Genomic DNA, 21,854 nt, shown 5'->3' with positions numbered 1-21,854 from the left:
CATGGTGGCTTAAAAGTTGTACCCTAAAATATCAAATCGGATTTTTGAAATTTTCTTCAAAAAACACTTGACTTTTTATTAGCAGGCTTTCAGATCCTAGTCTATCGCTCTCTTACTTTAAGCCGATGATGCTATGGCTAAAGGACATGGTATCCTTCCCAGGCATCTGGCCGCCAGGATTTTGCGCTAAACGCAGAAAACAGATGCATAATGGTATAATGTCTTCTTATACAGACATTATATCATAACTCCCTGGAATACTTCTACCATTTTTGGGTATTCCACGGGAGTAGGAAACAGACTGGACACAGACATATTCCCCCCACCGCAGCCGTGGCAGTGCTGAGTTTCCGGGCGGCTGTCCGTATCTGCCGGTTCCGGCTGCACCAGCGGAAGGAGCAGATGGATATTCGGGTGGATCGTGACAGGTAAAGTGATTTCTTTCATAAAGCGTGTAACCTCCTTGAATGAATTTATTATTAAATATTCGTGCAAAGTATTGTTTTATTCGTGCAAATAGCATATACTATAATTGCCAGCAGAAAGGGGTTGATCGTATGGCTGGAAATACCACAAACATCAGTATCCGCATGGACGCAGATTTGAAAGCGCAGGCGGACGCACTGTTTACTGAACTTGGCATGAACCTGACTACGGCGTTTAACATCTTTGTGCGCCAGTCGCTTCGTGAAGGCGGCATTCCCTTTGAGATAAGGCTAGAACAGCCGAACAAAGAAACAGTTGCTGCCATGCTGGAAGCGGAAAGGATTGCAAAAGACCCGTCTGTAAAGGGCTACAATGACCTTGACGAGTTGTTTGCTGACCTGAAAAGATGAAAGAAACCAAATATACCGTCAAGTACACGATCAGTTTCAAAAAAGACTACAAACGAGCCATAAAGCGTGGCTTGAAGATCGAACTGCTGGAGCAGGTCGTAGCATTGCTGGCAATGGGCGAACCGCTGCCGGATAAGAACCGTGACCATGACCTGTCCGGCGATTGGGCAGGTCATCGGGAATGTCATATTCTCCCGGACTGGCTGCTTGTCTATCGCATAGAGGATGATGTTCTGGTGCTGACGCTGACCCGCACCGGCACACACAGCGACTTGTTCGGCAAATAAAGTTATGGTTGGATATGGAGTTGCTCTCGCCCTGTAACTCATCATCCCGGCTCAGGCGCTCGTACAGTGGGGTGATTTTTTCATTTCTCATGGCTGCACCTCCTGAAACAAAATGCTCTAAGTGATTGCTTCACTAACCATGACAAAAACCATAATTAAGAAGTCAATTAGAGCATATAACTCCCTCTTCCCACCCGGATCTTTTCACATACAAAAAACGGCATGACCATCCTGGCCACACCGTTCCCTGTATTTTCATTTTTCATTTGATCTTCAGCCATCCAGCCCTGCCTCTTCCTGCCCGGAGCTCCGCAAGGTTTCATTGCCGCCTTAATCGCGCTTTTCTGCCACTTCCCCCTGCTTTTTATAGATGGAGTTTTTATCCACGCAGCCCCGGACGCTGGATAAGGGATAGATATTGGAATCTCTTCCGATGACGGTGCCGGGATTCAGGATGGAGCCGCAGCCCACTTCCACCCGGTCGCCCACCATGGCCCCGAATTTTTTCATTCCCGTTTCCAGATCCCCGTCCTCTGCGTGGACCTTCACCAGAAGCTTATCGGATTTTACGTTGGAGGTAATGGAGCCGGCCCCCATGTGGGCCTTAAAGCCCAGGATGGAGTCGCCCACATAATTGTAATGGGGGACCTGGACCTTATCGAACAGGATCACGTTTTTAAGTTCTGTGGAGTTTCCCACCACAGCGCCCTCACCCACCAGGGCATTGCTCCGCAGGAAAGCACAATGGCGCACCTCCGCATCCTTCCCGATGATGATATTTTCTCCCAGATAGGCGCTTTCAAAAACCCTGGCCGTTTTATGGACCCAGACAGTCTCACCGCGTTTTTCATATTCGCTTTCCGGCAGACGGTTCCCCAGTTCCAGGATAAGATCCCTGATCCCGGGAAGGGCCTCCCAGGGGTACTCACACTGCTCCAGTAAAGGCTTTGCCAGTGTATGGTCCAGATCGTAAAGGCACACGGTCCTTGCTTCTTCTTTTTTCATCACAGCCTCCATTCCTCCGCCGCAGACGGCGGCACAAAACGTTTCCTACTTTTTATAAAACTGGGCCGCGGCGTCGAAATACGGCCGCAGCAGATACTGGTTGTCGGTCTGGCGGACACCGTTGGTCCTTAAGGTGACGAACCGCTCCAGCTTTTCCATATATTCCGCCGGGGTGATGGTACCCTCTGCCACATAGGTGAGGCCCTTTTCCCAGCTGGCCGTCAGCTCTGGGTTTAAAAGCTGCCGGATGGATGCGCTGCATACGTCAAAGACCATCTCGCCCAGAAGCGTGGGCGTGATCACCTGGGTCTTTTTTGCCAGGGACAGGTACTTGATGGTGCAGAGCTTCTTAAGGATCTCCGCACGGGTGGCGCTGGTGCCGATGCCGCTGCCCTTGATCTGGGAACGGAGCTCCTCGTCCTCAATGAGCTGCCCGGCATTTTCCATGGCTAAGATCATGGAGCCGGAAGTGTACCTCCTGGGAGGAGACGTTTCACCCTCTCTGATCTCCAGCCCTGTAAGAGACAGACGCTGTCCCTTTTTAAGGCCCGAAAGCATGGCCAGAAGGGCCCTGGCCTTCTCACCGCCATCCAGTTCGATCTCGGTCTCATTGCCTTTGCCGGCCTGTTTTTTTTCTTCGCCGGATTCCGTTTCCTGGTCTCCGGTCTTTTTTTCCGCCGTCTTTTTGGGAACATAGGCGGCCTTCAGATAGCCCTCCTCCGCCAATACCCTGTAATTGGCAAAGAAATGCTCTCCCTGCTTTTCCAGGTCCAGGGAAAATTTCTGGTAAACAGCCGGCGGATAAAAGATGCTTAAAAATCTCCGGGAGATCACCTCATAGACCTTAAGCTGCAGGGAGCCCAGGGTCCGCAGGGCTCCAAAGCCCTGGCCCGTGGGAATGATGGCGTAGTGGTCTGTGATCTGCTTATCGTTGACGTACCTGGTATTTCCTATGGTCTTAAAGCTCCCCAGCTCCAGCGCCTCAGAGGCCAGGTCCGCCAGCGGGGCAAAATTCCTAAGTCCGCCGATGTTTTTATGGATCTCCTTTGCCACAGCCGAGGAAAGCACCCGGGCGTCGGTCCTTGGATACGTCACCAGCTTTTTTTCATACAGCTCCTGGACCACCTTCAAGGCCTCGTCAGGACTGATCTTGAACATTTTGGAGCAGTCGTTCTGAAGCTCCGCCAGGTTGTATAAAAGCGGGGCATTTTTCGTTTCCCGTTTTTTTTCCATGGAAACTAAAGTCCCCTCCATGGGGGGCGCTGACAGGAAGCGGATCAGCTCCTCTGCCGTCTTTTTCTCTTTGAACCCGTTTTCTTTATATAGGGCCGGGGTTTCGCAGTATCTGGACCCCTTCACGGCCTTCCATTCTGCCTCCACGGAAACGCCTTCCCGGCCTGGAACGTCAAAGGAGCCCAGGACCCGGTAAAAAGGCGTTTTCACAAAACTGCGGATCTCCCGCTCCCTCCGGACCACCATGCCCAGGACGCAGGTCATGACGCGGCCCACAGACAGCACCGCCCGCTTCTCTTTTAAGTAGGAGGCCACGGTATTTCCGTACTTCAGAGTCAGCACCCGGGAGAAATTAATGCCCATGAGATAATCCTCTTTGGCCCGCAGATAGGCGGAGGCCGCCAGATTATCGTATTCGGACAGGTCCTTAGCTTCCCGGACTCCCCGCAGGATCTCCTCCTCTGTCTGGGAATCGATCCACACACGGAGACGCCTTTTCCCCCGGACTCCGGCCATCTGCTCCACCAGACGGTATATATATTCTCCCTCCCGTCCAGAGTCGGTGCAGACGTAGATGGTGTCCACATCGGGCCGGGTCAGCAGCTTTTTCACAGTCAGAAACTGTTTTTTTACACCGTCGATGACCTGGTATTTAAATTCCTTCGGAAGAAATGGAAGGGTATCCATGCTCCACCGCTTCAGGGACGGATCATAGCTTTCCGGATAGCTCATGGTCACCAGATGCCCGACGCACCAGGTGACCACGGCTGTCTCCGATTCGATGAACCCGTCCCCCTTTTTCCCCGATATCTTAAGCGCCCGGGCAAACTCCTGGGCAACGCTGGGCTTTTCTGCTATAAATAAGGATTTACCCATGGACCTCCTTTCCAGGGACCGTAAAACGCAGCTCGGACAGTAATAGGGCTGAGAACATGAGCACACAGCCCAGGATCATCCTTCCTGTCAGGACCTCCCCCAGGAAGCTCACAGAAAACAGGGTCCCGAATACGGCTTCCAGGGATAAAAGAAGGGAGACCGTATTGGCGCTGAGATATTTCTGTCCCACGGTCTGGATCAGGAATCCCACAGTGGTACAGATGAGGGACAGATAAAGAAGTCCCAGGATCAGACTTTTATGGAGCAGAATGGACGGATCAAAGGCTCCGGGGCCGTCTAAAAGCGGAGCCAGAAGCCAGTTGAACACGCCCACAGCCGCCACCTGGACCGTTGCCAGGAGGATGGGATCGCATCGCTTTGTATATTCCTCCGTACAGATCATGTGGACGGCAAAGCAGACGCCGCAGAGGAAGGTCAGCGCGTCTCCCAGGTTGATCCCGGACTCATGCTTTAAGGTCAGCAGAGCCAGACCGATGACCGCCACAAGGCCGGCTGCGATCTGGTTGAGGCCCGGCCGCTTTTTGCTGATCTTCCAGTATAAAAAAGGCACCAGGACCACGTAAAGGGCCGTGATAAAAGCATTCTTGCTGGCTGTGGTATATTTGATCCCATAGGTCTGGAACAGATAGGCCAGAGTCAGGAAGATCCCCATAATGAGTCCGCAGGTCAAAGATCCACGGTCCAGCTTTTTCATCCGTCCCGGAAAGGCCAGGGCCATGAAGGCGGCGGCCAGGGTAAACCGCAGCGCCAGAAGATAGGACGGCGGCACCAGGTCCACAGAGTTTTTCATGACCACAAAGGAGCCGCCCCAGATCATGGTAATGAACAGGAAGCCGGCTGTTGCCAGGAGCTTTGCGTTTTTACTTGTTGTTCCTTCCATGGCTCTATTTTCCTATATAGAACCGGTAGCTGGTCCGGGTCACATGGGCGGTCCCGGCCTTGACCACAGGCGACGGGAACTGGGGATGATTGACGGAATCGGGATACATCTGTGTCTCAAAGCAGAATGCGTTCCGGTCCTCATAGGAAACGCCGCCCTTTCCCTTTTCTCCGCCCAGCCAGTTGCCGGTATAAAACTGGACGCCGGGAAGGTCTGTATAAACATCCATGGCCCGGCCGCTGGCCTCATGATACGCGCTGGCTGCCAGTCCGCAGACGCCCGGAGCATGGTTTAAGCACCAGTTATGGTCAAAGCCCTTCCCCTGGACGATCTGGATATAATCAGAGTCAATGTCTGTTCCGATGGTCTTCGGTGTCCGGAAGTCCATGGGCGTTCCCTCTACTGCCAGGATCTCTCCGGTGGGGATGGAATCCGCATCCGTGGGCGTAAAGGAATCCGCCAGGATCTGGATGCGGGTATCCAGAACAGAGCCGGATGCGTGGCCGCCCAGATTAAAATAGGCGTGGTTTGTCATGTTCACCGGAGTATCCCTGTCACTGGTGACCGCATAAAGGATATCCACGGCATTTTCCTTTGTCAGGGTGTATTTTACGGAGATCTTCAGCTCTCCGGGAAATCCCTGGTCGCCGTCGGGACTGTCCAGAAGGAACACCACAGAATCCTCTCCCACTTCCCGGGCGGCCCACAGTCTCCGGTCATAATAATCGGGACCGCTGTGGAGGTTGTTCTCTCCCTTATTTTTTCCCAGGACATAGGAAGTTCCGTTTAAAGTAAAGGAAGCGCCGCCGGTGCGGTTGGCGATCCGGCCCACGATGGAGCCGAAATGGGGGCCATTGACCAGATACCCCTCTGCGTCGTCGTAGCCCAGCAGCACATCTGCCAGCTCCCCGTTCCTGTCCGGTACCATCATGCTTACCCAGACAGCGCCCAGATCGGTGAAGGAAGCGGATACGGTGCCATTGTCTATGGTGTAAAGACTGATCTCTCTTCCGTCGGCCATACGTCCAAAATGCTCTTTTTTTACTGCCATGATAACCTCCCTGACTTACTTGTGTGTGATGTAGCCCTGCTCCGTCAGAAGCTCTGCGCAGAGCACAGCCCCGCCGGCAGCTCCTCTTACGGTGTTATGGGACAGGCCCACGAATTTCCAGTCATAGACCGTATCCTCCCTGAGGCGTCCGATGGATACGCCCATTCCCTTTCCGAAGTCCACATCCAGAGTCACCTGGGGACGGTCATCCTCCTCCATGTACTGGATGAACTGCTCCGGTGCGCTGGGAAGGTTTAATTCCTGGGGAAGTCCCTTAAAGCTCACCAGCTTTTCGATCAGCTGTTCTTTTGACGGCTTTTTCCGGAATTTCACGAAAACAGCCGCCGTATGGCCATTGAGGACCGGAACGCGGATACACTGGCAGGTGATCACCGGCTCCTTTGCCTTTACGATCACGCCGCCTTCCAGGGTCCCCCAGATCCGTAAGGGCTCCTGCTCGCTCTTTTCTTCCTCTCCGCCAATGTAGGGGATGATGTTCTCTGCCATTTCCGGCCAGTCCTTAAAGGTCTTTCCAGCGCCGGAGATGGCCTGGTATGTGGTGGCCACCACCTCATAGGGTTCAAATTCCTTCCAGGCAGTCAGGGCCGGGGTATAGCTCTGGATGGAGCAGTTGGGCTTCACAGCCACAAAGCCCCGGGTGGTGCCCAGGCGTTTTCTCTGGAAGGGGATCACTGCAAAATGCTCCGGGTTGATCTCCGGGATCACCATGGGCACATCCGGCGTCCAGCGGTGGGCGCTGTTGTTGGATACCACGGGAGTTTCCGTTTTGGCATATGCCTCCTCGATGGCCCGGATCTCGTCCTTTGTCATATCCACGGCGCTGAACACGAAGTCCACGGTGGAAGCCACCTTCTCCACCTCAGCCACGTTCATGACCACCAGCTTTTTCACCGCCTCCGGCATGGGTGATGTCATTTTCCAGCGGTCTCCCACCGCCTCCTCATACGTTTTTCCAGCAGAACGGGCGCTGGCTGCCACCGTCACTACCTGGAACCAGGGATGGTCCTCCAGAAGGGAAATAAATCTCTGGCCCACCATTCCGGTGGCTCCCAGGATGCCGACTCTCAGTTTCTTTTCCATCATTGTTTCTCCTCGTTGTTTTTATTGTCTCCTGCTCTGATACGGACAGGTGAAAGATCTAAGATGCTTACAGGATCTCCAGAGCCACCTGTACCATATCCATAAAGGAATTCTGGCGTTCCTCGGCCGTGGTGGACTCTCCGGTGATCAGGGAGTCTGAAATGGTCAGAATGGAAAGCGCCTGGGCTCCTGCCAGCGCGGCGTTGGCGTAAAGGGCCGCCGTTTCCATTTCCGCAGCCAGGACTCCCACATCCTCATAGCCCACGCCTTCTTTCTTTGCCTTTTCCGGTGCATAGAAGACGTCAGAGGTCAGTACGTTGCCCACATGGTAGGAGAGGCCCCGCTGTTCAGCCTCCAGGGCTGCCTTGATGAGAAGTCCGAAGTCAGCGATGCAGGAATAGCCGTCTGGAAGCCCCAGCTCCTTTACATAACCGGTGCCTGTGCATGCGCCCATGGCCAGCACCAGATCCCGGATATGGGTGGTCTTCTGCATGGCTCCGGCAGTGCCCACACGCACCAGCTTCTTTACGCCATAGAAATTCATCAGCTCGTGGGAATAGATGCCCATGGACGCGCAGCCCATGCCGGTTCCCATGACGGAAATGGGCTTATCCCGGTAAAAGCCGGTGTACCCGAACATGTTTCTGGTAGAATTGAACTGCTTTGCTCCTGCCAGGAAGTTTTCTGCAATGTATTTTGCCCGCAGCGGATCTCCCGGAAGCAGGATGGATGGTGCGATCTCGCCTTCTTTTGCTGAAATGTGAGGGGTTGGAATGTTGTTTGCCATATCAATGGTCCTCCTTTGATGATTATACCCTTGTTTTTGTTCCTTTGCCGTCCCGTTTCGCCATTTTAAGGCGGTTTAAATGGACTTCTTTTTCTTTATAGACTGCCAGCGGCTCATTTTCCGGGAAATAAACGTGTTCAAGGCTGTCGCCGCCTTCCAGCTTCATGCCCCGGACGCCGCGGCTGTTCTTTTTAAGCTCCGGGATCTCGTTTATCATGAACCGGAGGAACATGCCCTCCTTTGTCTGTAATACGATCTCTGTTTCCCCGGAAAGGATCCGGATCTCTGCCGCCTGGTCGCCCTCAGAAAGCTTTGTGGCGGCCACCATGCGGTTGGCCGTGAGGAACTCCCCGCCCGGAACGATCTTCAGCATAGCTGCCCTTGTGGCAAACAGAAGCTTCTTTCCAGGAAGCTCTGACGCGGGCATGGTCAGAAGGATCCGCTCCTTCGCGCCCTCGAATCTGCTGATATTATCCAGGGGCACTCCCTTATCCTTCAGTTTTCCCGCCGGTACGTCGGCGGCCTTCACCTGATACATGGATCCGGTGTCTGTAAAGAAGCAGATCCTGTCGTCGGTCATAACAGGAACCGTTTCCACATGCTCCGCCTGGACGGTCTCCGGATTCCTCTCATAAACGGTCTTTTCCAGAAGCTTGCAGTAGCCGAACCGGTCCATGGCAAAGATCATTTCCCGGGCCGCCTCCTTTTCCTCCTGGAATACGATCTCTTCCCCGTCCTCGATCGCGGTCCTCCGCTCCACAGAGAACTCCTCCCGGATCCGGTCCAGATCCTCTTTGATGACCGCATCCATGTTTTTCTGGCTGGACAGGATATGGCGGTATTCCCGGATCCTTTTTAAGGTTTCCTTATACGCCTTCTGTAAAGCCAGGATCTCCAGGCCGATGAGCTTATATAGCCGCATTTCCAGGATCGCGGACGCCTGGCGCTCTGTGAAGCAGAGCTTTTTCGCGTCCTCCTCAAAGCCCGGGGAGCGGAATTTAATATTGGCGGTATTCCCTGTCATCAGGCATTCTTTGGCATCCTTTAAGTTCCTGGAACCCCGGAGGATGGCGATGATCACATCGATCACGTCGCAGGCCCCGATGAGGCCCTCCTGGACCTCCTTTTTATCCAGCTCCTTCTCCAGAAGAACGTTATATTTTTTCGTCATGTTCTTATACTGGAATTCCAGGAACGTGTTCAGGATCTGCTTTAGGTTCATGGTCTCCGGCCGGCCGTCATCGATGGCCAGCATGTTGACGCCGTAAGTATCCTCCAGCTTCGTCTTCTTATATAAGATATTCCGTATCTTATTGACATCCGCGTCTTTTTTAAGCTCCAGGACGATGCGGATCCCTTCCTTGCTGGACTGGTTGGAGATATCCACCACATCCGGCAGCTTCCGGCTCTCCACCAGCTCCGCCACATCCGACAGGAACTTATTGATCCCTGCGCCGATCATGGTATAAGGAATCTCGGTGATCACCAGCTTATCCCGGTCCGCCTTCCTGCGGCCCAGCTCCACCTCCACCTTTCCGCGGAGGCGGATCTTTCCCGTGCCTGTCTCGTAAATGGACAGGAGATCCTTTTTGTTGGCGATGATGCCGCCGGTGGGGAAGTCTGGTCCGGGAAGATACTCCATCAGATCCTCCACCGTCATCAGCCGGTTGTCAATGTAGGCCTTCACCGCATCGGCCACTTCTCCCAGGTTGTGGGGCGGGATGCTGGTGCTCATGCCCACGGCGATGCCCTCGGCTCCGTTGATCAGAAGGTTGGGGACCCGTACCGGCAGCACCTCCGGCTCCTTTTCCGTCTCGTCATAGTTGGAGACGAAGTCCACGGTTTTGTCCAGATCCTTTAAATAAACTTCCTCTGCAAATTTTTTCAGCCGGGCTTCCGTATAACGCATGGCGGCGGCCCCGTCTCCCTCGATGGAGCCAAAATTTCCATGGCCGTCCACCAGGGCCATTCCCTTTTTAAAATCCTGGGACATGACCACCAGGGTCTCATAGATGGAGCTGTCGCCGTGGGGGTGGTATTTACCCATGGTGTCTCCCACGATACGCGCCGATTTCCGGTGGGGCTTATCGTGATCCAGATGGAGCTCGCTCATGTCGTAAAGCACGCGCCGCTGCACCGGTTTTAAGCCGTCCCTGGCATCGGGGATGGCTCTGGCAGTGATGACGCTCATGGAATAATCCAGGTAGCTTTTCTGCATCTCCTCGGAATATTCAGTCCTTAATATTTTTTCAGCCATTGTCAGGCTCTCCTTCTTTCCTGTTTTCCATTTCTCCGCATGGGACCACCTGTTCCTTCCGGTCCCTCATGCCGTTCTGCCCTGCCCTTTAGGCGTCGATCTCCGCCTCATCGGCGTGGTCGTAGATGAATTTTTTCCTGGGAGGAACGTCGCTTCCCATTAAAAGCTCTGTCACCTCGCTGGCCATCCGGGCATCCTCGATCTCTACCCGTTTAAGCACCCGGTTTTCCGGGTTTAAAGTCGTTTCCCAGAGCTGGTCCGCATCCATTTCACCGAGGCCCTTGTACCGCTGGAGGGTAAAATCCCCGGAATGGGTCCTTTTATATTCCTCCAGGGCCTTGTCGTCATAGAGGTACCGCTCCTCTCCCCGTTTGGGGACCACTTTATAAAGAGGCGGCATGGCGATATAAACGTGGCCGTCGTAGATCAGCTCCGGCATGAACCGGTACAGGAAGGTGAGCAGAAGCGTGTCGATATGGCTTCCGTCCACGTCCGCATCGGTCATCAGGACGATCTTATCATATTTTAATTTGGTGATGTCAAAATCGTTGCCGTAGCCCTCGGAAAAACCGCAGCCAAAAGCGTTGATCATGGTCTTGATCTCCGCATTGGCAAGAACTTTATCCATAGAGGCCTTTTCCACGTTTAAGATCTTTCCCCGGATGGGCAGGATCGCCTGGTACTGGCGGTTCCGGCCCATTTTTGCCGATCCTCCGGCAGAATCTCCCTCGACGATGAAGATCTCGCATCTGGACGGATCCCGGCTCTCGCAGTTGGCCAGCTTTCCGTTGCTGTCAAAGGAAAACCTGGATTTTGACAGCATATTGGTCCTGGCCTTTTCCTCTGCCTTCCGGATCTTTGCCGATTTTTCCGCGCAGGCAATGATGGATTTCAGAACCTCCAGATTCCGGTCGAAGAAAAGCTGCAGTTCCTCGCCGCAGATGGAAAATACGGCCTTTGTAGCGTCTGCGCTGGCCAGCTTCGTCTTTGTCTGGCCCTCGAAGATGGGATCCGGGTGCTTCACTGCCACCACTGCCGTCATTCCATTCCTGGTATCGGCCCCGGTGAAGTTTGTGTCCTTTTCCTTAAGGATCCCCAGCTCCCTTGCGTATGTATTGATCAGGTTCGTAAACCGGGTCTTAAAGCCCACCAGGTGGGTGCCGCCTTCCTGGGTGAAGATGTTGTTGCAGAAGCCCAGAACGTTCTCTTCAAAGGCGTCCACGAACTGGAAGGCCGCCTCCACCTCGATATTTTCAACGGTTCCCTTAAAATATACTGGCTCATGGACCGCTTCTTTCCCGCCGTTCAGCTCCCTTACATAGGCCACGATGCCGTCGGGCTCAGAAAATACCAGGCTTTCCTCCTCGCCTGGGCGGCGGTTTTCGTAGCGGATCGTCAGACGGGGATTTAAATAGGCAGATTCATGGAGACGGCTTTTGAGCCAGTCGGCCTTGAAGCGCGTTTTTTCAAAGATCACGGGATCCGGGAGAAAGTTGATCTCCGTTCCCGTTTCCTTTGTGCGGCCCAGGACAGGCAGAAGTCCGTCCTTTAACTCCACTGTGGGGATCCCCTTTTCGTATGCGTCAAAATGGATATATCCGTCCCTGTATACCTTAATGGACAGCCGCTCCGACAGCGCGTTCACCACCGATGAGCCCACCCCGTGGAGACCGCCGCTGGTCTTATAGGAATCATTATCAAATTTACCTCCCGCATGGAGCGTGGAAAGCACCACACGCTCGGCGGAAACGCCTTTTTTATGTAAGCCCACCGGGATTCCGCGGCCGTTGTCCCTTACGGTACAGGAGCCGTCGGCCTCCAGAGCCACCAGGACCTCCGTACAGTATCCCGCCAGGTGTTCGTCCACTGCGTTGTCTACGATCTCATATATTAAATGGTTTAAGCCTTTTGTGCCAACGCTTCCAATATACATGCCTGGCCGCTTCCTGACGGCTTCCAGGCCCTCTAAAACTGTGATACTGTCAGCATTATACTGTACTTTCGCCATGAAATACCTCCAAAATTCTTATGGCACGGCCGTCATATCCCGCGCCGTTTCCTGTGATCCATAAAACATAGTCCCACCCATTATACACTCACCCGGAGAGATTTTGCAAGGCTTTTAGCGAATCCATGTTCGATTTATTGTATCCGCCCAGCCGCGCATCTTTTTGCCTGCCCGCAGCGGACAAGAAGCGCCGGGCGTCTGCATGGATGGTTTTCTTTATGGAATGGATAAGGATTTGTATATTGATTTTTTCCCTTTTTCTGTTATATTAATACTTGGTCTTATTTTTAACAAAAAAGGAGAGTTACTATGAACAAACTTCTTGACCTCTTCCTTACCTTTGCCCGCATCGGCGGCCTGACCTTTGGCGGAGGCTACGCCATGCTCCCGATGCTCCAGAGAGAAGTCGTGGAAAAGCGCGGCTGGGCTTCGGAGGAGGAGCTGATGGACTACTACGCCATCGGACAGTGTACTCCGGGTATCATCGCCGTGAATACGGCCACCTTCGTGGGCCAGAGGACCGCCGGTATCGCCGGAGGCATCATCGCCACCCTGGGCGTGGTATTCCCGTCCCTGATCATCATTACGGTCATTGCCGCCTTCATCCAGAACTTTTCTGATCTGGCTATCGTCCAGAACGCCTTCGCCGGCATCCGTGTCTGCGTCTGTGTCCTGATCTTCAATGCGGTGGTAAAGCTCTGGAAAAAATCGGTCATCGACAAGCCGACCCTGGCAGTCTTTCTTGCCGTTTTTGCCGGCTCTGCATTCTTAAACCTGTCTCCGATCCTTTTCGTGATCCTGGCCGCTGTGGCTGGCATCCTTTTAAAGAATAAGGAGGTACAGGCAAAATGATGATCTATTTACAGCTTTTCTTTGAATTTTTCAAAGCCGGGCTTTTTGCCATCGGCGGAGGAATGGCGACGCTTCCCTTCCTCTACGATATTTCCGACAAGACCGGCTGGTTTACATACGGACAGCTTGCCGACATGGTGGCCATCTCCGAGTCCACCCCTGGCCCCATCGGCGTCAATATGGCCACCTATGTGGGCTTTACCACAGCTGGTATTCCTGGTTCTGTGATCGCCACTTTGGGACTCATCACTCCGTCCATCATCATTATCCTGATTATCGCAGGCTTTTTAAAGGCCTTCAAGGATAATAAATACGTCCAGCACGCCTTTTACGGTCTGCGCCCGGCATCCACCGGCCTCATTGCCGCCGCCGGATTTTCCGTATTCGCGCTGATCATGTTCCATAAAGACGCTTATGCGGCGTCTGGAAATATCCTGGATCTGGTGAGCATTCCCAACCTGGTCCTTCTGGCAGTGCTTTACTATTTTACCGCTGTCTGCAAAAAGACCAAGGGACTTCATCCGGTGGTTTTCATCGCCGCATCCGCTGTCATTGGTATTATCTTCCAGTTTGGCGGCGTGTAAGCCTGCTTCCGGCTCCTAAAGCCGTTCTGCCGCAGGCAGGTACTCATAAAAGCCGCAGGCAGGTACTCATAAAAGCCGCAGGCCTGGCCCGGAGATATCTTCTCCGCCAGAGCCTGCGGCTCTTTTTTCTTTCGCTTTTTATTTCGTATTCTGTATGGAGTTCTGCTCCTCAGTCAGGTTCAGAAGATCTCCGATGACAGCGGCGTCCACAATGGCGATCATACTGGAGCCTTCCATCTGGAGATACCGTTTTTCACCCATAACATCCACGAAATTCCCCACATAGACCGTCAGGGACTCTGTGTTCCCGCCGTTGGAAAATTCCACATCCAGCGTCATCCTCTGATCCTCTGTAAGACCCGCGGAGGTCAGCTCCGGTCCGGTTGCATGGAAGGAGGCGAACTCCTGGGGCTTTAAGGCTGTCATTCCAGCTGCGATCCGGGTCATGGCCTCTGTATCCGCCGTCTTATAGGAAACGGTCTTTCCATCTACAACAGTCACGGCCTTTATAAGATCTCCGGCCGAAGCCGTAAGATCCAGGCTGTCCCGGACCACCAGGCTGTCATAATCAAAGACCAGGGCATCCAGAGCCTCTGGCTTTATGGTGTATATATTTTCACTTCCCTCAATGGTCATATAATAGTTTCCGTCCGGATCTGCATCGCCAATGAAAAGATATTTTTCTCCCTTTTCTCCGTCTGTGATATAAACGGAGTGATCCGCGTCATCCAGACCGTACTGGTCCAGATCCCCTGCGTTCTCCACCTCTGATACGGCACGAAGATTTAAAAATACATCCGCCATGGCCTGGAACCGCTCCTGGTCAATGGGGATCTCCTTATCTGTGGCGTCCTGCCAGACACCGTCCTCCATCTTAAACAGCATTTCCGCCTCCGGGCTGCTGTAACAGAAGTCAATGGGCTTTTCCAGAGCCAGGACCGGGATCTCCGCTCCGGTCATATCCGCTACGAAAGACTCGTCCCGCAGTTCCTTAAATTCCGTCTGGGGAGCCTCCGAAAAAGAAGCCTTTCCTCCGGAACAGCCTGCCAACATCAGTCCCAGAGCCATCACCACGGCTCCCGATACGATCTTTTTCTGTCTCATATTTTTTTCATCCTTCCATATTTAAAATTCGATCATGCCTGACCAGTATATCACAGCTTTGTGTCATCTCTGTGAATCCTCCAGACATTGTACCCCTCCGGGGGAAATATGTGAACCCCCATTGTCTAAAGCCAATGGGCCTCCTGTTTCATCGACCTCGTGACCTGCCATCTCCACAGGCGTAAATTCGGACAATTCCTGCCCTATATTGCACGTCTCCCCTCAAAAAGAGCCCGACGCCTACTCGGCGTCAGACTCCATATCTCTCATACAAAAGCATCCAATTACCGCCAGCCCGAATCCCAGGGCTCCGCATATATACGATATGTGGGAAACCGACGGCACTGTCATTCCCAGAAGAATGATCCCCAGTCCAAGGATCTGGTATTTTACTCCTCGCATGAAAGCCCTCCTCTCCATCTATCTCAACTGTGGATTTCTTTCTGCTTAAAGTATACTACAATCCGCTGTCTGATAATATAGATATTTTCGAAATAATTTCTTACGATTCTATTGCTTCGGATCCAGCTTAAGGCCAGCCAGGGCTTTGGCAAAGGCGTTGTTCACCGGCTCCTCCGCTTCCTTCCTCTGCTGATTCATGTACCGGGCCACATCTCTTTTGGACACGCCTGCCCCCTCCTTCTTCCTCCGTTCCTGGAAGGCGGAAAGCTTCTCCTTATGACCGCAGGAGCAGACGAAGATCTGTCCGTCGCCCTTTCCCCGCAGTTCCATCCGTTTATGGCACACGGGGCATCTGGCGTTGGAGGTCCTGGAGACCGTTTCCCGGTATCCGCACTCCCGGTCCTGGCAGACCAGCATCTCGCTGTTCTTTCCTTTCACCAGCAGCAGGTTTTTTCCGCACCTGGGGCATTTTTTACTTGTCATGTTGTCATGGCGGAATTTCCCCTCTCCCCGGCGGATCTCTCCGGTCAGCTCCTCCGAATAGCTGCGGATCTCAGACATGAACGCGGTCCTGGAAAGCTCTCCCCTGGCGATCCGGGAGAGCTTCATTTCCCAGTCTGCCGTCAGCTCCGGCTTTTTTAAGTCCTCCGGCACCAGCTCCAGAAGCTGCCGGGCCTTGGAGGTCAGAAGGATGTCCTTCCCCTTCTTCTCCAGAAGGAAGCTGGAAAACAGCTTTTCGATGATATCCGCCCGGGTCGCCACAGTACCCAGGCCTCCGGTCTCCCCCAGAGTCCTTGCCATGGCCTTATCCTGGGACTCCATATACGCCACCGGATTTTCCATGGCAGAAAGCAGGGTGGCCTCGTTGAAGTGAGCCGGGGGCTTGGTTTTTCCTTCGGTCATGGCAAAGGAAATTCCCTGGAGCACGTCTCCCTCCTTAAGGTCCGGAAGGATCTGGCCTGCTGCAGAGCTTCCATCTCCTCCGGCATCCTCTGAATCCGCCTCTATGCCTCCATCCAGATTTTCATAAACAGCCTTCCATCCGGCTGTCTTTATGACGTTTCCGTGGGCCGTGAACAGCTCCTCACCGGCTCTTACGGTGATCTCCGTCTGCTCATATTCACAGGGCGGGTACAGGACTGCCAGGAAGCGGCGTACCACCAGGTCATAGATCCGCCGCTCGTCGATGGTCATATGGGTCAGATCCACAAACTGCTCTGTGGGGATGATGGCGTGATGGTCCGATACCTTCTTATCGTCCACAAAGGAGGGCTTTGCAGGCAGCGGCTGGTTTATGAGCCGTCCCGCCAGGACCCGGTACGGGCCCACGGAGCATGCCTTTAACCGTTCCTTTAAGGTGGGGACGATGTCCGAGCTCAGATACCTGGAGTCTGTCCTGGGGTACGTTAAGACCTTATGGTTTTCATAAAGCCTCTGCATGATGTTTAAGGTCTCCTTGGCAGAGTAATCGAACCGGCGGCTGGCCTCCCGCTGGAGCTCCGTCAGGTCGTAAAGCAGGGGCGCCATGGTCTTTTTCGGCGTTTTCTTCACCCGCTCCACCACAGCCTGCTTCCCGGAGAGCTCCTTAAGGATATTCTCGATCCTCTCCTTCTGGAAGGAGCTTCCGCTGCCGCTCTTTTTGTCCTTCCAGGCCAGGGTGAGGCTGCCTGCCCGGCCGCGGATCCCGTAATAGGGCTTTGGCACAAAGCGGCGGATCTCCTCCTCCCGGCTGGCGATCATGGCCAGCGTCGGCGTCTGGACGCGGCCGCAGGAAAGCTGGGCATTGTATTTGCATGTCAGCGCCCGGGTGGCGTTGATCCCCACCAGCCAGTCGGCTTCCGCCCGGCACATGGCGGCATCATAAAGGGGCTCATACTCCCTTCCGTCCTTCAGATGGGCAAAGCCCTCCCGGATGGCCTTATCGGTGACCGAGGAGATCCAGAGACGTTTTAAAGGCTTTCTGGCCCCGGCCTTCTTAAGGATCAGCCTGGCCACCAGCTCCCCCTCCCGGCCTGCGTCGGTGGCGATGATGATCCCGCCCACATCCTTCCTGTGGATCTGCTCCTTTACGGCATTATACTGCTTTGCCGTCTGCCGGATCACCTCCAGTCTGAAGGTCTCAGGCATCATGGGAAGATCCTCCAGCTTCCATTCCTTATATTTTTTGTCGTAGTCCTCCGGGTCTGCCAGGGTCACCAGATGGCCCAGGCCCCAGGTGACGATATATTTTTCGCCCTCCATGGCCCCGTTTAGCTGCTTCTGGCATTTTAAGACCCTGGCGATATCCCTGGCCACGGACGGCTTTTCTGCGATCACAAGTTCTTTCATTCTGCGGCTCCCTTACTCTGTCTTCTGGGAAAAGATCTGCCGGAACAGATATTTTCCGCTTTCCGTCCGGAAGATCCTCCGGAACACGTCCTCCCGTGTCTCCGGGAGGGCTCCCTCTTCAAAAAGGTTCACTAAAAAGTCAGCCTCCACCAGGAGCTGGTAATCCATTCCGTCGATGTCCGTATACGTGTGGTGATGGCCCACCAGATAGGATACTCTTTGTATGACGGTTTCCGGCCATCCCTGAGAGGCCAGCAGCTTTTCTGCCTCCGGGGGACCTTCGATCTCCTGGTATTTTCCTGTGTTGCGGCCATATTTTTCTTCCGATCTATGGATCCCGATGTCGTGGACGATGGCCGCGGCCTCCAGGATCTCCTGATCCTCCTTCTTAAGCCGTTCCATCCGGCCCATGAGCCCAGCGTATTCATACACCTTGGTGAGATGCTGGATCCGTCTGGCATCTCCGGCGTCGTACCGGATCATGGCCAGCAGGAGACGGTCTGTTTTTCCCGGCCCATCCGCCGGACATTCCAGCTGCCGGTCGTAAGGCTCCTGCCTTACATGCTCTTCCATGACCTCCTCTGCGTCTACACAGCCCATGGATTCATAAAACCTCTGGGTCTCCACCGCCGAATGGGAGGAGATATAGAGCTTTTCCGCCCCATGGTCCCGGGCCCAGTCCTTTGCCAGTAAAAAAAGCTGCCGTCCGGCCCCATGTCCCCTGAGATCCTCAGATACATGGAGGCTGGTCATATCCCTGTACTGGCCCTGGCTTCCCATGTGTCCGCCTTCCACGGACACAAACCCTTTGAGGATCCCCGGAAGTCCCAGGGCCTCTGCCTGGAACGCCCCGTATACGGCCCCGTTTCCATCTATGGTATCCTTTAGGCACTGCACCAGAAAATCGTATTCCTCCCGGCTCCAGTCATCAATAAAAGGGGCCGGTTCGATCACCCACCGGCCCTCTCTTTTACGGTAACAGTCCTGTACCGTCTGATGTCTTATGAAGTCCTGGAACAGCTCCGGCGTCAGCTCATGCTTTTCAAGTCTCCGATACTGGATCATCCCAAAACACTCCTTTTATTTATCCCAGATATGCTTTAATAAGACGGAAGGTATTCTCCACCCCGTCCACATGGCTTCTCTCATAGCCGTGGGAGGCGAACACGCCCGGTCCGATGAGTCCGTGGCGGATATCGTTTCCGGCCTTTAAGGTAGCCTCCACATCGGAGCCGTAGTGGGGATAAATATCCACGGCAAAATCAATGCCATTTTCCTTTGCCAGACGGATCTGGGTCTTTACCACGTCATAGTTATACGGTCCGCCGCTGTCCTTGGCGCAGATGGATACCTGATGCTCTGTGCAGGAAAGTCCCTGGCCTACACAGCCCATGTCCACAGACCATGCCTCGGTCACGCCCTGGGGCACCGGAGCACAGCCGCCGTGGCCCACCTCTTCATAGATGGTAAAGTGCAGGTAGATCCGGCGCTTTGTGGCCACCTTCTCGTCCTTCAGATATCTGGCATAGCCCATGAGGATGGCGGAGGACAGCTTATCATCCAGGAAACGGCTCTTGATGTAGCCCTTTTCCGTCACACGGAACCGGGGCTCGAAGCAGACATAGTCGCCGGCCATGATCCCCAGGGCCTCGGCGTCGGCCTTCGTCTTTACATCCTCGTCCAGGATCACCTCCATCACATCCCAGGTCCTGGGTGTGGTCCCATAGCTTCCGTTCACATGGACCGACGGGTTGGCAAGCTGGCAGGTTCCCTCATAAATGCCGTTGAATTTTGTGATCACGCGGACGTTCTCCGCCTCAGCGTTGTTGGCCTGCATCCCGCCGATGTTGGTAAGCTTTAAATGGCCGTCTGCCTTGATCTCATGGACCATGGCTCCCAGGGTATCGCAGTGCCCCTCCAGTAAGATGGCGTCATTCTCATCCTCCCCGCCCAGGTCTGCGATGACGCTGCCCTTTCCGGTGCGGTATGCGTGATAGCCCATTTTTCCGAATTCGTCTAACAGATACTGGGTCACGCCCTCTCCATAGCCCGAGGGGCTGTCGATATTGATGAGGTTTTCTGCCTGTTCCAGGATGTAATCCACGTATTTTTTATTGTCCATAGTACCTTCTCCTTTTTTATTTTCTATGTCCCATCATAGCATAAGATCGCTGTTTATGCAATGAAGGTCCAGCCGCTTTTTCAGCTCCGCATGCTCTGGGGCGGAAAGCTCCGGATCAGTCTTAAGGAGCTGTTCCACATCCTCGGAGACCTTCTGTAAGGTCACAGCGTCCGTATAAATATCTGCCAGCTTAAATTCCAGGTCCCCGCTCTGGCGGATCCCGAAAATATCTCCCGGCCCCCTGAGCCTCAGATCCTCAGATGCGATGAAAAAGCCGTCGTTGGATTTATTTAAGACCTCCAGCCTCTGGTTTTTTCCCTTGTCCCCGGAGGCGTTGACCATGATGCAGTAGGACTGGTCCCCGCCCCGGCCCACACGGCCCCTCAGCTGGTGAAGCTGGGCCAGGCCGAACCGCTCGGCGTTTTCGATCATCATGACCGTGGCGTTGGGAACGTTGACCCCCACCTCCACCACCGTTGTGGACACCAGGACCTGGATCTCTCCCCGGGCGAAGGCCTCCATGATCCCGTTTTTTTCCTTTCCCTTCATCCGGCCGTGGAGGTACTCCACCCGGATCCCGGGAAGATTTTCCCGCAGAACCTTTGTATAATCCAGGACATTTTCTGCCTGGATCATCTCGCTTTCCTCCACCATGGGACAGATCACATAGGCCTGACGGCCCTTTTCCACCTCTCCGGCGATGAACTTATACGCCCGGCCCCGGTAGCTGGTATCCACCACACAGTTTTTAATGGGAAGCCGGTTGGCCGGAACCTGGTCGATGACCGAAATGTCCAGATCCCCGTACAGGATGATGGCCAGGGTCCTGGGAATGGGCGTGGCGCTCATGACCATCATATGGGGGAAGCTGCCCTTGCTTCCAAGAAGCTCCCTCTGGGCCACGCCGAACCGGTGCTGTTCGTCAGTGATCACCAGGGCCAACCGGTCATAGACCACCTTTTCCTGGATCAGGGCATGGGTTCCGATGATGATGTCCGCCTCGTGGGAGGCGATCTTTTCATAGGCCAGCCGCTTTTCCTTTGCCGTCATGGAGCCGGTCACCAGCACGGCGCAAAAGGGAACGTCATATTTCCGGAACATAGCCTCCACAGTCTCATAATGCTGCTTGGCCAGCACCTCTGTGGGAGCCATAAGGGCCCCCTGGAAGCCGTTTTCTGCGGCAGAGACCAGCGCCAGGACGGCGATGATGGTCTTTCCGGAGCCCACGTCTCCCTGGATCAGCCGGTTCATGACCTTTCCGCTTTTAAGATCCGCGTAAACCTGCGAAAGAGTCCGCTTCTGGGCCTCTGTGAGCGCGTAAGGAAGGGCAGCCTCCAGGCGGCGGCTTTCTGTATCCTTTTCAAATATAAAGCTGCTCTTTAAGTCCTCCCGGCTCTCCTTAAGGCGGCGGACTGCCAGTAAGAATAAGAAAAATTCATCGTATACCAGCCGCTTTCTGGCAGCCATAAGGTCTGCCTGATCCTCGGGGAAATGGATGTGCTCGATGGCAAAATTATATTCCGCCAGCTCATTGGAAACCCTGAGCCCTGCCGGAAGATAGTCCTTTTCCATGACCCGGAGGCTTAAGGCCTGCTCCATGGCCGAGGTGATGGTCTTATTGCCCAGTCCCCTGGTCTGGCCGTAGACCGGCTGCATCCGCTTTAGAAGTGTTTCATAGACCTCTGGCCGGTACATCTGGGGCTGCTCCATCACCAGGCCGTTTTTTTTCCGGCTCACCTTTCCCCGGAAGATATAGCGGTTTCCAGGCTTTAAGGTGTTTTTCAGATAGGGCATGTGGTACCACACCAGCCGCAGCTTTCCGGTCATGTCGCTGATGGATGCCGTCACCATGGATGCAGAGCCGAAATGATGGCCCGAAGCGCCGTTTTTTAAGCAGCCGTCCACAGCCATGACCGCTCCGTCCTCAAGGGCTCCCATGGGCTTTGGCTCCTCAAAGGTATCGTAGCCCCTGGGATAGTAATGGAGCAGATCGTCCACAGTCCTTACGCCCACCTTTTCAAACAGCTTTGCCGTTTTTTCTCCGATGCCCTTTAAGGTATCCACCGGCTGCATATTATCTGTATTCATATTCCCAACCCTTTAAAAAACGCCGCGTACCG

General features: G+C 54.1%; 19 protein-coding genes and 1 pseudogene. 4 read left to right on the top strand and 16 right to left on the bottom strand.

The window, feature by feature from the left end; genetic code table 11:
• Positions 1 to 237 precede the first annotated feature (237 nt).
• Positions 238 to 447 (bottom strand): hypothetical protein, encoded by a 210-nt coding sequence (locus OCV69_RS01735; RefSeq protein ID WP_158357114.1) that lies wholly within the window; start codon positions 445 to 447, stop codon positions 238 to 240.
• Positions 448 to 557: 110 nt separating this feature from the next.
• Between OCV69_RS01735 and OCV69_RS01730 the strand changes: the two genes are divergently transcribed.
• Positions 558 to 836: a type II toxin-antitoxin system RelB/DinJ family antitoxin gene (locus tag OCV69_RS01730; protein ID WP_158357113.1), complete on the top strand. Its 279-nt coding sequence runs from the start codon at positions 558 to 560 to the stop codon at positions 834 to 836.
• Entirely contained in the window at positions 833 to 1,123 is a 291-nt protein-coding gene (locus OCV69_RS01725) for a type II toxin-antitoxin system YafQ family toxin (protein ID WP_158357112.1), read from the top strand. Before OCV69_RS01730 ends, OCV69_RS01725 begins: the two co-directional genes overlap by 4 nt.
• A gap of 7 nt (positions 1,124 to 1,130) precedes the next feature.
• On the opposite strand, the pseudogene OCV69_RS17165 reads toward OCV69_RS01725, so the two are convergent.
• From OCV69_RS17165 to OCV69_RS01685, 9 genes and pseudogenes are all read right to left on the bottom strand, one after another.
• A pseudogene (locus OCV69_RS17165) lies at positions 1,131 to 1,214 on the bottom strand (recombinase family protein); the annotation flags it as partial.
• 239 nt (positions 1,215 to 1,453) lie between these two features.
• Entirely contained in the window at positions 1,454 to 2,128 is a 675-nt protein-coding gene (locus OCV69_RS01720) for an LbetaH domain-containing protein (protein WP_158357111.1), read from the bottom strand.
• A 45-nt stretch (positions 2,129 to 2,173) separates the two neighbouring features.
• Positions 2,174 to 4,237, bottom strand: coding sequence for a DNA topoisomerase (locus OCV69_RS01715; RefSeq protein WP_158357110.1), 2,064 nt, complete (start codon positions 4,235 to 4,237; stop codon positions 2,174 to 2,176).
• Positions 4,230 to 5,138, bottom strand: a complete 909-nt coding sequence (locus tag OCV69_RS01710; RefSeq protein ID WP_158357109.1) for a DMT family transporter — start codon at positions 5,136 to 5,138, stop codon at positions 4,230 to 4,232. The genes OCV69_RS01715 and OCV69_RS01710 overlap by 8 nt, the downstream gene beginning before the upstream one ends.
• Positions 5,139 to 5,142: 4 nt before the next feature.
• Positions 5,143 to 6,189: an aldose epimerase family protein gene (locus OCV69_RS01705; protein ID WP_158357108.1), complete on the bottom strand. Its 1,047-nt coding sequence runs from the start codon at positions 6,187 to 6,189 to the stop codon at positions 5,143 to 5,145.
• A gap of 15 nt (positions 6,190 to 6,204) precedes the next feature.
• The gene (gene asd / locus OCV69_RS01700; RefSeq protein WP_158357132.1) at positions 6,205 to 7,290 is read right to left on the bottom strand and encodes an aspartate-semialdehyde dehydrogenase; all 1,086 of its coding nucleotides are present in this window, start codon (positions 7,288 to 7,290) and stop codon (positions 6,205 to 6,207) included.
• A gap of 67 nt (positions 7,291 to 7,357) precedes the next feature.
• Positions 7,358 to 8,077, bottom strand: coding sequence for a purine-nucleoside phosphorylase (deoD, locus tag OCV69_RS01695; protein ID WP_022272647.1), 720 nt, complete (start codon positions 8,075 to 8,077; stop codon positions 7,358 to 7,360).
• A gap of 22 nt (positions 8,078 to 8,099) precedes the next feature.
• Complete coding sequence (locus OCV69_RS01690; RefSeq protein ID WP_158357107.1) at positions 8,100 to 10,334, bottom strand: DNA gyrase/topoisomerase IV subunit A; 2,235 nt, start codon at positions 10,332 to 10,334, stop codon at positions 8,100 to 8,102.
• An 88-nt stretch (positions 10,335 to 10,422) separates the two neighbouring features.
• Entirely contained in the window at positions 10,423 to 12,342 is a 1,920-nt protein-coding gene (locus tag OCV69_RS01685) for a DNA gyrase/topoisomerase IV subunit B (protein ID WP_158357106.1), read from the bottom strand.
• A gap of 309 nt (positions 12,343 to 12,651) precedes the next feature.
• Between OCV69_RS01685 and OCV69_RS01680 the strand changes: the two genes are divergently transcribed.
• Positions 12,652 to 13,194: a chromate transporter gene (locus OCV69_RS01680; RefSeq protein WP_158357105.1), complete on the top strand. Its 543-nt coding sequence runs from the start codon at positions 12,652 to 12,654 to the stop codon at positions 13,192 to 13,194.
• Positions 13,194 to 13,778, top strand: a complete 585-nt coding sequence (locus tag OCV69_RS01675) for a chromate transporter (protein WP_262426681.1) — start codon at positions 13,194 to 13,196, stop codon at positions 13,776 to 13,778. The genes OCV69_RS01680 and OCV69_RS01675 overlap by 1 nt, the downstream gene beginning before the upstream one ends.
• A gap of 138 nt (positions 13,779 to 13,916) precedes the next feature.
• Here the strand turns inward: OCV69_RS01675 and OCV69_RS01670 are convergent, their stop codons facing one another.
• From OCV69_RS01670 to recG, 6 genes are all read right to left on the bottom strand, one after another.
• Positions 13,917 to 14,882 carry a DUF4340 domain-containing protein gene (locus OCV69_RS01670; protein WP_158357103.1) on the bottom strand — a complete coding sequence of 322 codons (966 nt, stop codon included), beginning with the start codon at positions 14,880 to 14,882 and terminating at the stop codon, positions 13,917 to 13,919.
• A 240-nt stretch (positions 14,883 to 15,122) separates the two neighbouring features.
• Positions 15,123 to 15,284, bottom strand: a complete 162-nt coding sequence (locus tag OCV69_RS01665; protein ID WP_262426655.1) for a hypothetical protein — start codon at positions 15,282 to 15,284, stop codon at positions 15,123 to 15,125.
• Between the two features lie 108 nt (positions 15,285 to 15,392).
• Positions 15,393 to 17,612, bottom strand: coding sequence for a DNA topoisomerase III (locus tag OCV69_RS01660; protein ID WP_158357102.1), 2,220 nt, complete (start codon positions 17,610 to 17,612; stop codon positions 15,393 to 15,395).
• A gap of 12 nt (positions 17,613 to 17,624) precedes the next feature.
• Entirely contained in the window at positions 17,625 to 18,677 is a 1,053-nt protein-coding gene (locus tag OCV69_RS16695) for a GNAT family N-acetyltransferase (protein WP_317258413.1), read from the bottom strand.
• 19 nt (positions 18,678 to 18,696) lie between these two features.
• Entirely contained in the window at positions 18,697 to 19,734 is a 1,038-nt protein-coding gene (locus tag OCV69_RS01645; RefSeq protein ID WP_022272638.1) for a M42 family metallopeptidase, read from the bottom strand.
• A 33-nt stretch (positions 19,735 to 19,767) separates the two neighbouring features.
• Positions 19,768 to 21,822: an ATP-dependent DNA helicase RecG gene (gene recG / locus OCV69_RS01640; protein ID WP_158357101.1), complete on the bottom strand. Its 2,055-nt coding sequence runs from the start codon at positions 21,820 to 21,822 to the stop codon at positions 19,768 to 19,770.
• Positions 21,823 to 21,854: the final 32 nt, after the last annotated feature.

Origin of the sequence: Alitiscatomonas aceti (assembly GCF_025567195.1) — a bacterium.
Classification (GTDB): Bacteria; Bacillota; Clostridia; order Lachnospirales; family Lachnospiraceae; genus Alitiscatomonas; species Alitiscatomonas aceti.
This window is presented reverse-complemented; position numbering and strand designations above follow the sequence as displayed.

Excerpts from the sequence above, each read along its gene's own strand:
- OCV69_RS01645 (WP_022272638.1), bottom strand. The coding sequence starts at position 19,734 with ATGGACAATAAAAAATACGTGGATTACATCCTGGAACAGGCAGAAAAC.
- OCV69_RS01710 (WP_158357109.1), bottom strand. The coding sequence starts at position 5,138 with ATGGAAGGAACAACAAGTAAAAACGCAAAGCTCCTGGCAACAGCCGGC.
- OCV69_RS01660 (WP_158357102.1), bottom strand. The coding sequence starts at position 17,612 with ATGAAAGAACTTGTGATCGCAGAAAAGCCGTCCGTGGCCAGGGATATC.
- OCV69_RS01735 (WP_158357114.1), bottom strand. The coding sequence starts at position 447 with ATGAAAGAAATCACTTTACCTGTCACGATCCACCCGAATATCCATCTG.
- OCV69_RS01680 (WP_158357105.1), top strand. The coding sequence starts at position 12,652 with ATGAACAAACTTCTTGACCTCTTCCTTACCTTTGCCCGCATCGGCGGC.
- OCV69_RS01675 (WP_262426681.1), top strand. The coding sequence starts at position 13,194 with ATGATCTATTTACAGCTTTTCTTTGAATTTTTCAAAGCCGGGCTTTTT.
- OCV69_RS01670 (WP_158357103.1), bottom strand. The coding sequence starts at position 14,882 with ATGAGACAGAAAAAGATCGTATCGGGAGCCGTGGTGATGGCTCTGGGA.
- deoD (WP_022272647.1), bottom strand. The coding sequence starts at position 8,077 with ATGGCAAACAACATTCCAACCCCTCACATTTCAGCAAAAGAAGGCGAG.
- asd (WP_158357132.1), bottom strand. The coding sequence starts at position 7,290 with ATGGAAAAGAAACTGAGAGTCGGCATCCTGGGAGCCACCGGAATGGTG.
- OCV69_RS01715 (WP_158357110.1), bottom strand. The coding sequence starts at position 4,237 with ATGGGTAAATCCTTATTTATAGCAGAAAAGCCCAGCGTTGCCCAGGAG.
- OCV69_RS16695 (WP_317258413.1), bottom strand. The coding sequence starts at position 18,677 with ATGATCCAGTATCGGAGACTTGAAAAGCATGAGCTGACGCCGGAGCTG.
- OCV69_RS01665 (WP_262426655.1), bottom strand. The coding sequence starts at position 15,284 with ATGCGAGGAGTAAAATACCAGATCCTTGGACTGGGGATCATTCTTCTG.
- OCV69_RS01725 (WP_158357112.1), top strand. The coding sequence starts at position 833 with ATGAAAGAAACCAAATATACCGTCAAGTACACGATCAGTTTCAAAAAA.
- recG (WP_158357101.1), bottom strand. The coding sequence starts at position 21,822 with ATGAATACAGATAATATGCAGCCGGTGGATACCTTAAAGGGCATCGGA.
- OCV69_RS01685 (WP_158357106.1), bottom strand. The coding sequence starts at position 12,342 with ATGGCGAAAGTACAGTATAATGCTGACAGTATCACAGTTTTAGAGGGC.
- OCV69_RS01730 (WP_158357113.1), top strand. The coding sequence starts at position 558 with ATGGCTGGAAATACCACAAACATCAGTATCCGCATGGACGCAGATTTG.
- OCV69_RS01690 (WP_158357107.1), bottom strand. The coding sequence starts at position 10,334 with ATGGCTGAAAAAATATTAAGGACTGAATATTCCGAGGAGATGCAGAAA.
- OCV69_RS01720 (WP_158357111.1), bottom strand. The coding sequence starts at position 2,128 with ATGAAAAAAGAAGAAGCAAGGACCGTGTGCCTTTACGATCTGGACCAT.
- OCV69_RS01705 (WP_158357108.1), bottom strand. The coding sequence starts at position 6,189 with ATGGCAGTAAAAAAAGAGCATTTTGGACGTATGGCCGACGGAAGAGAG.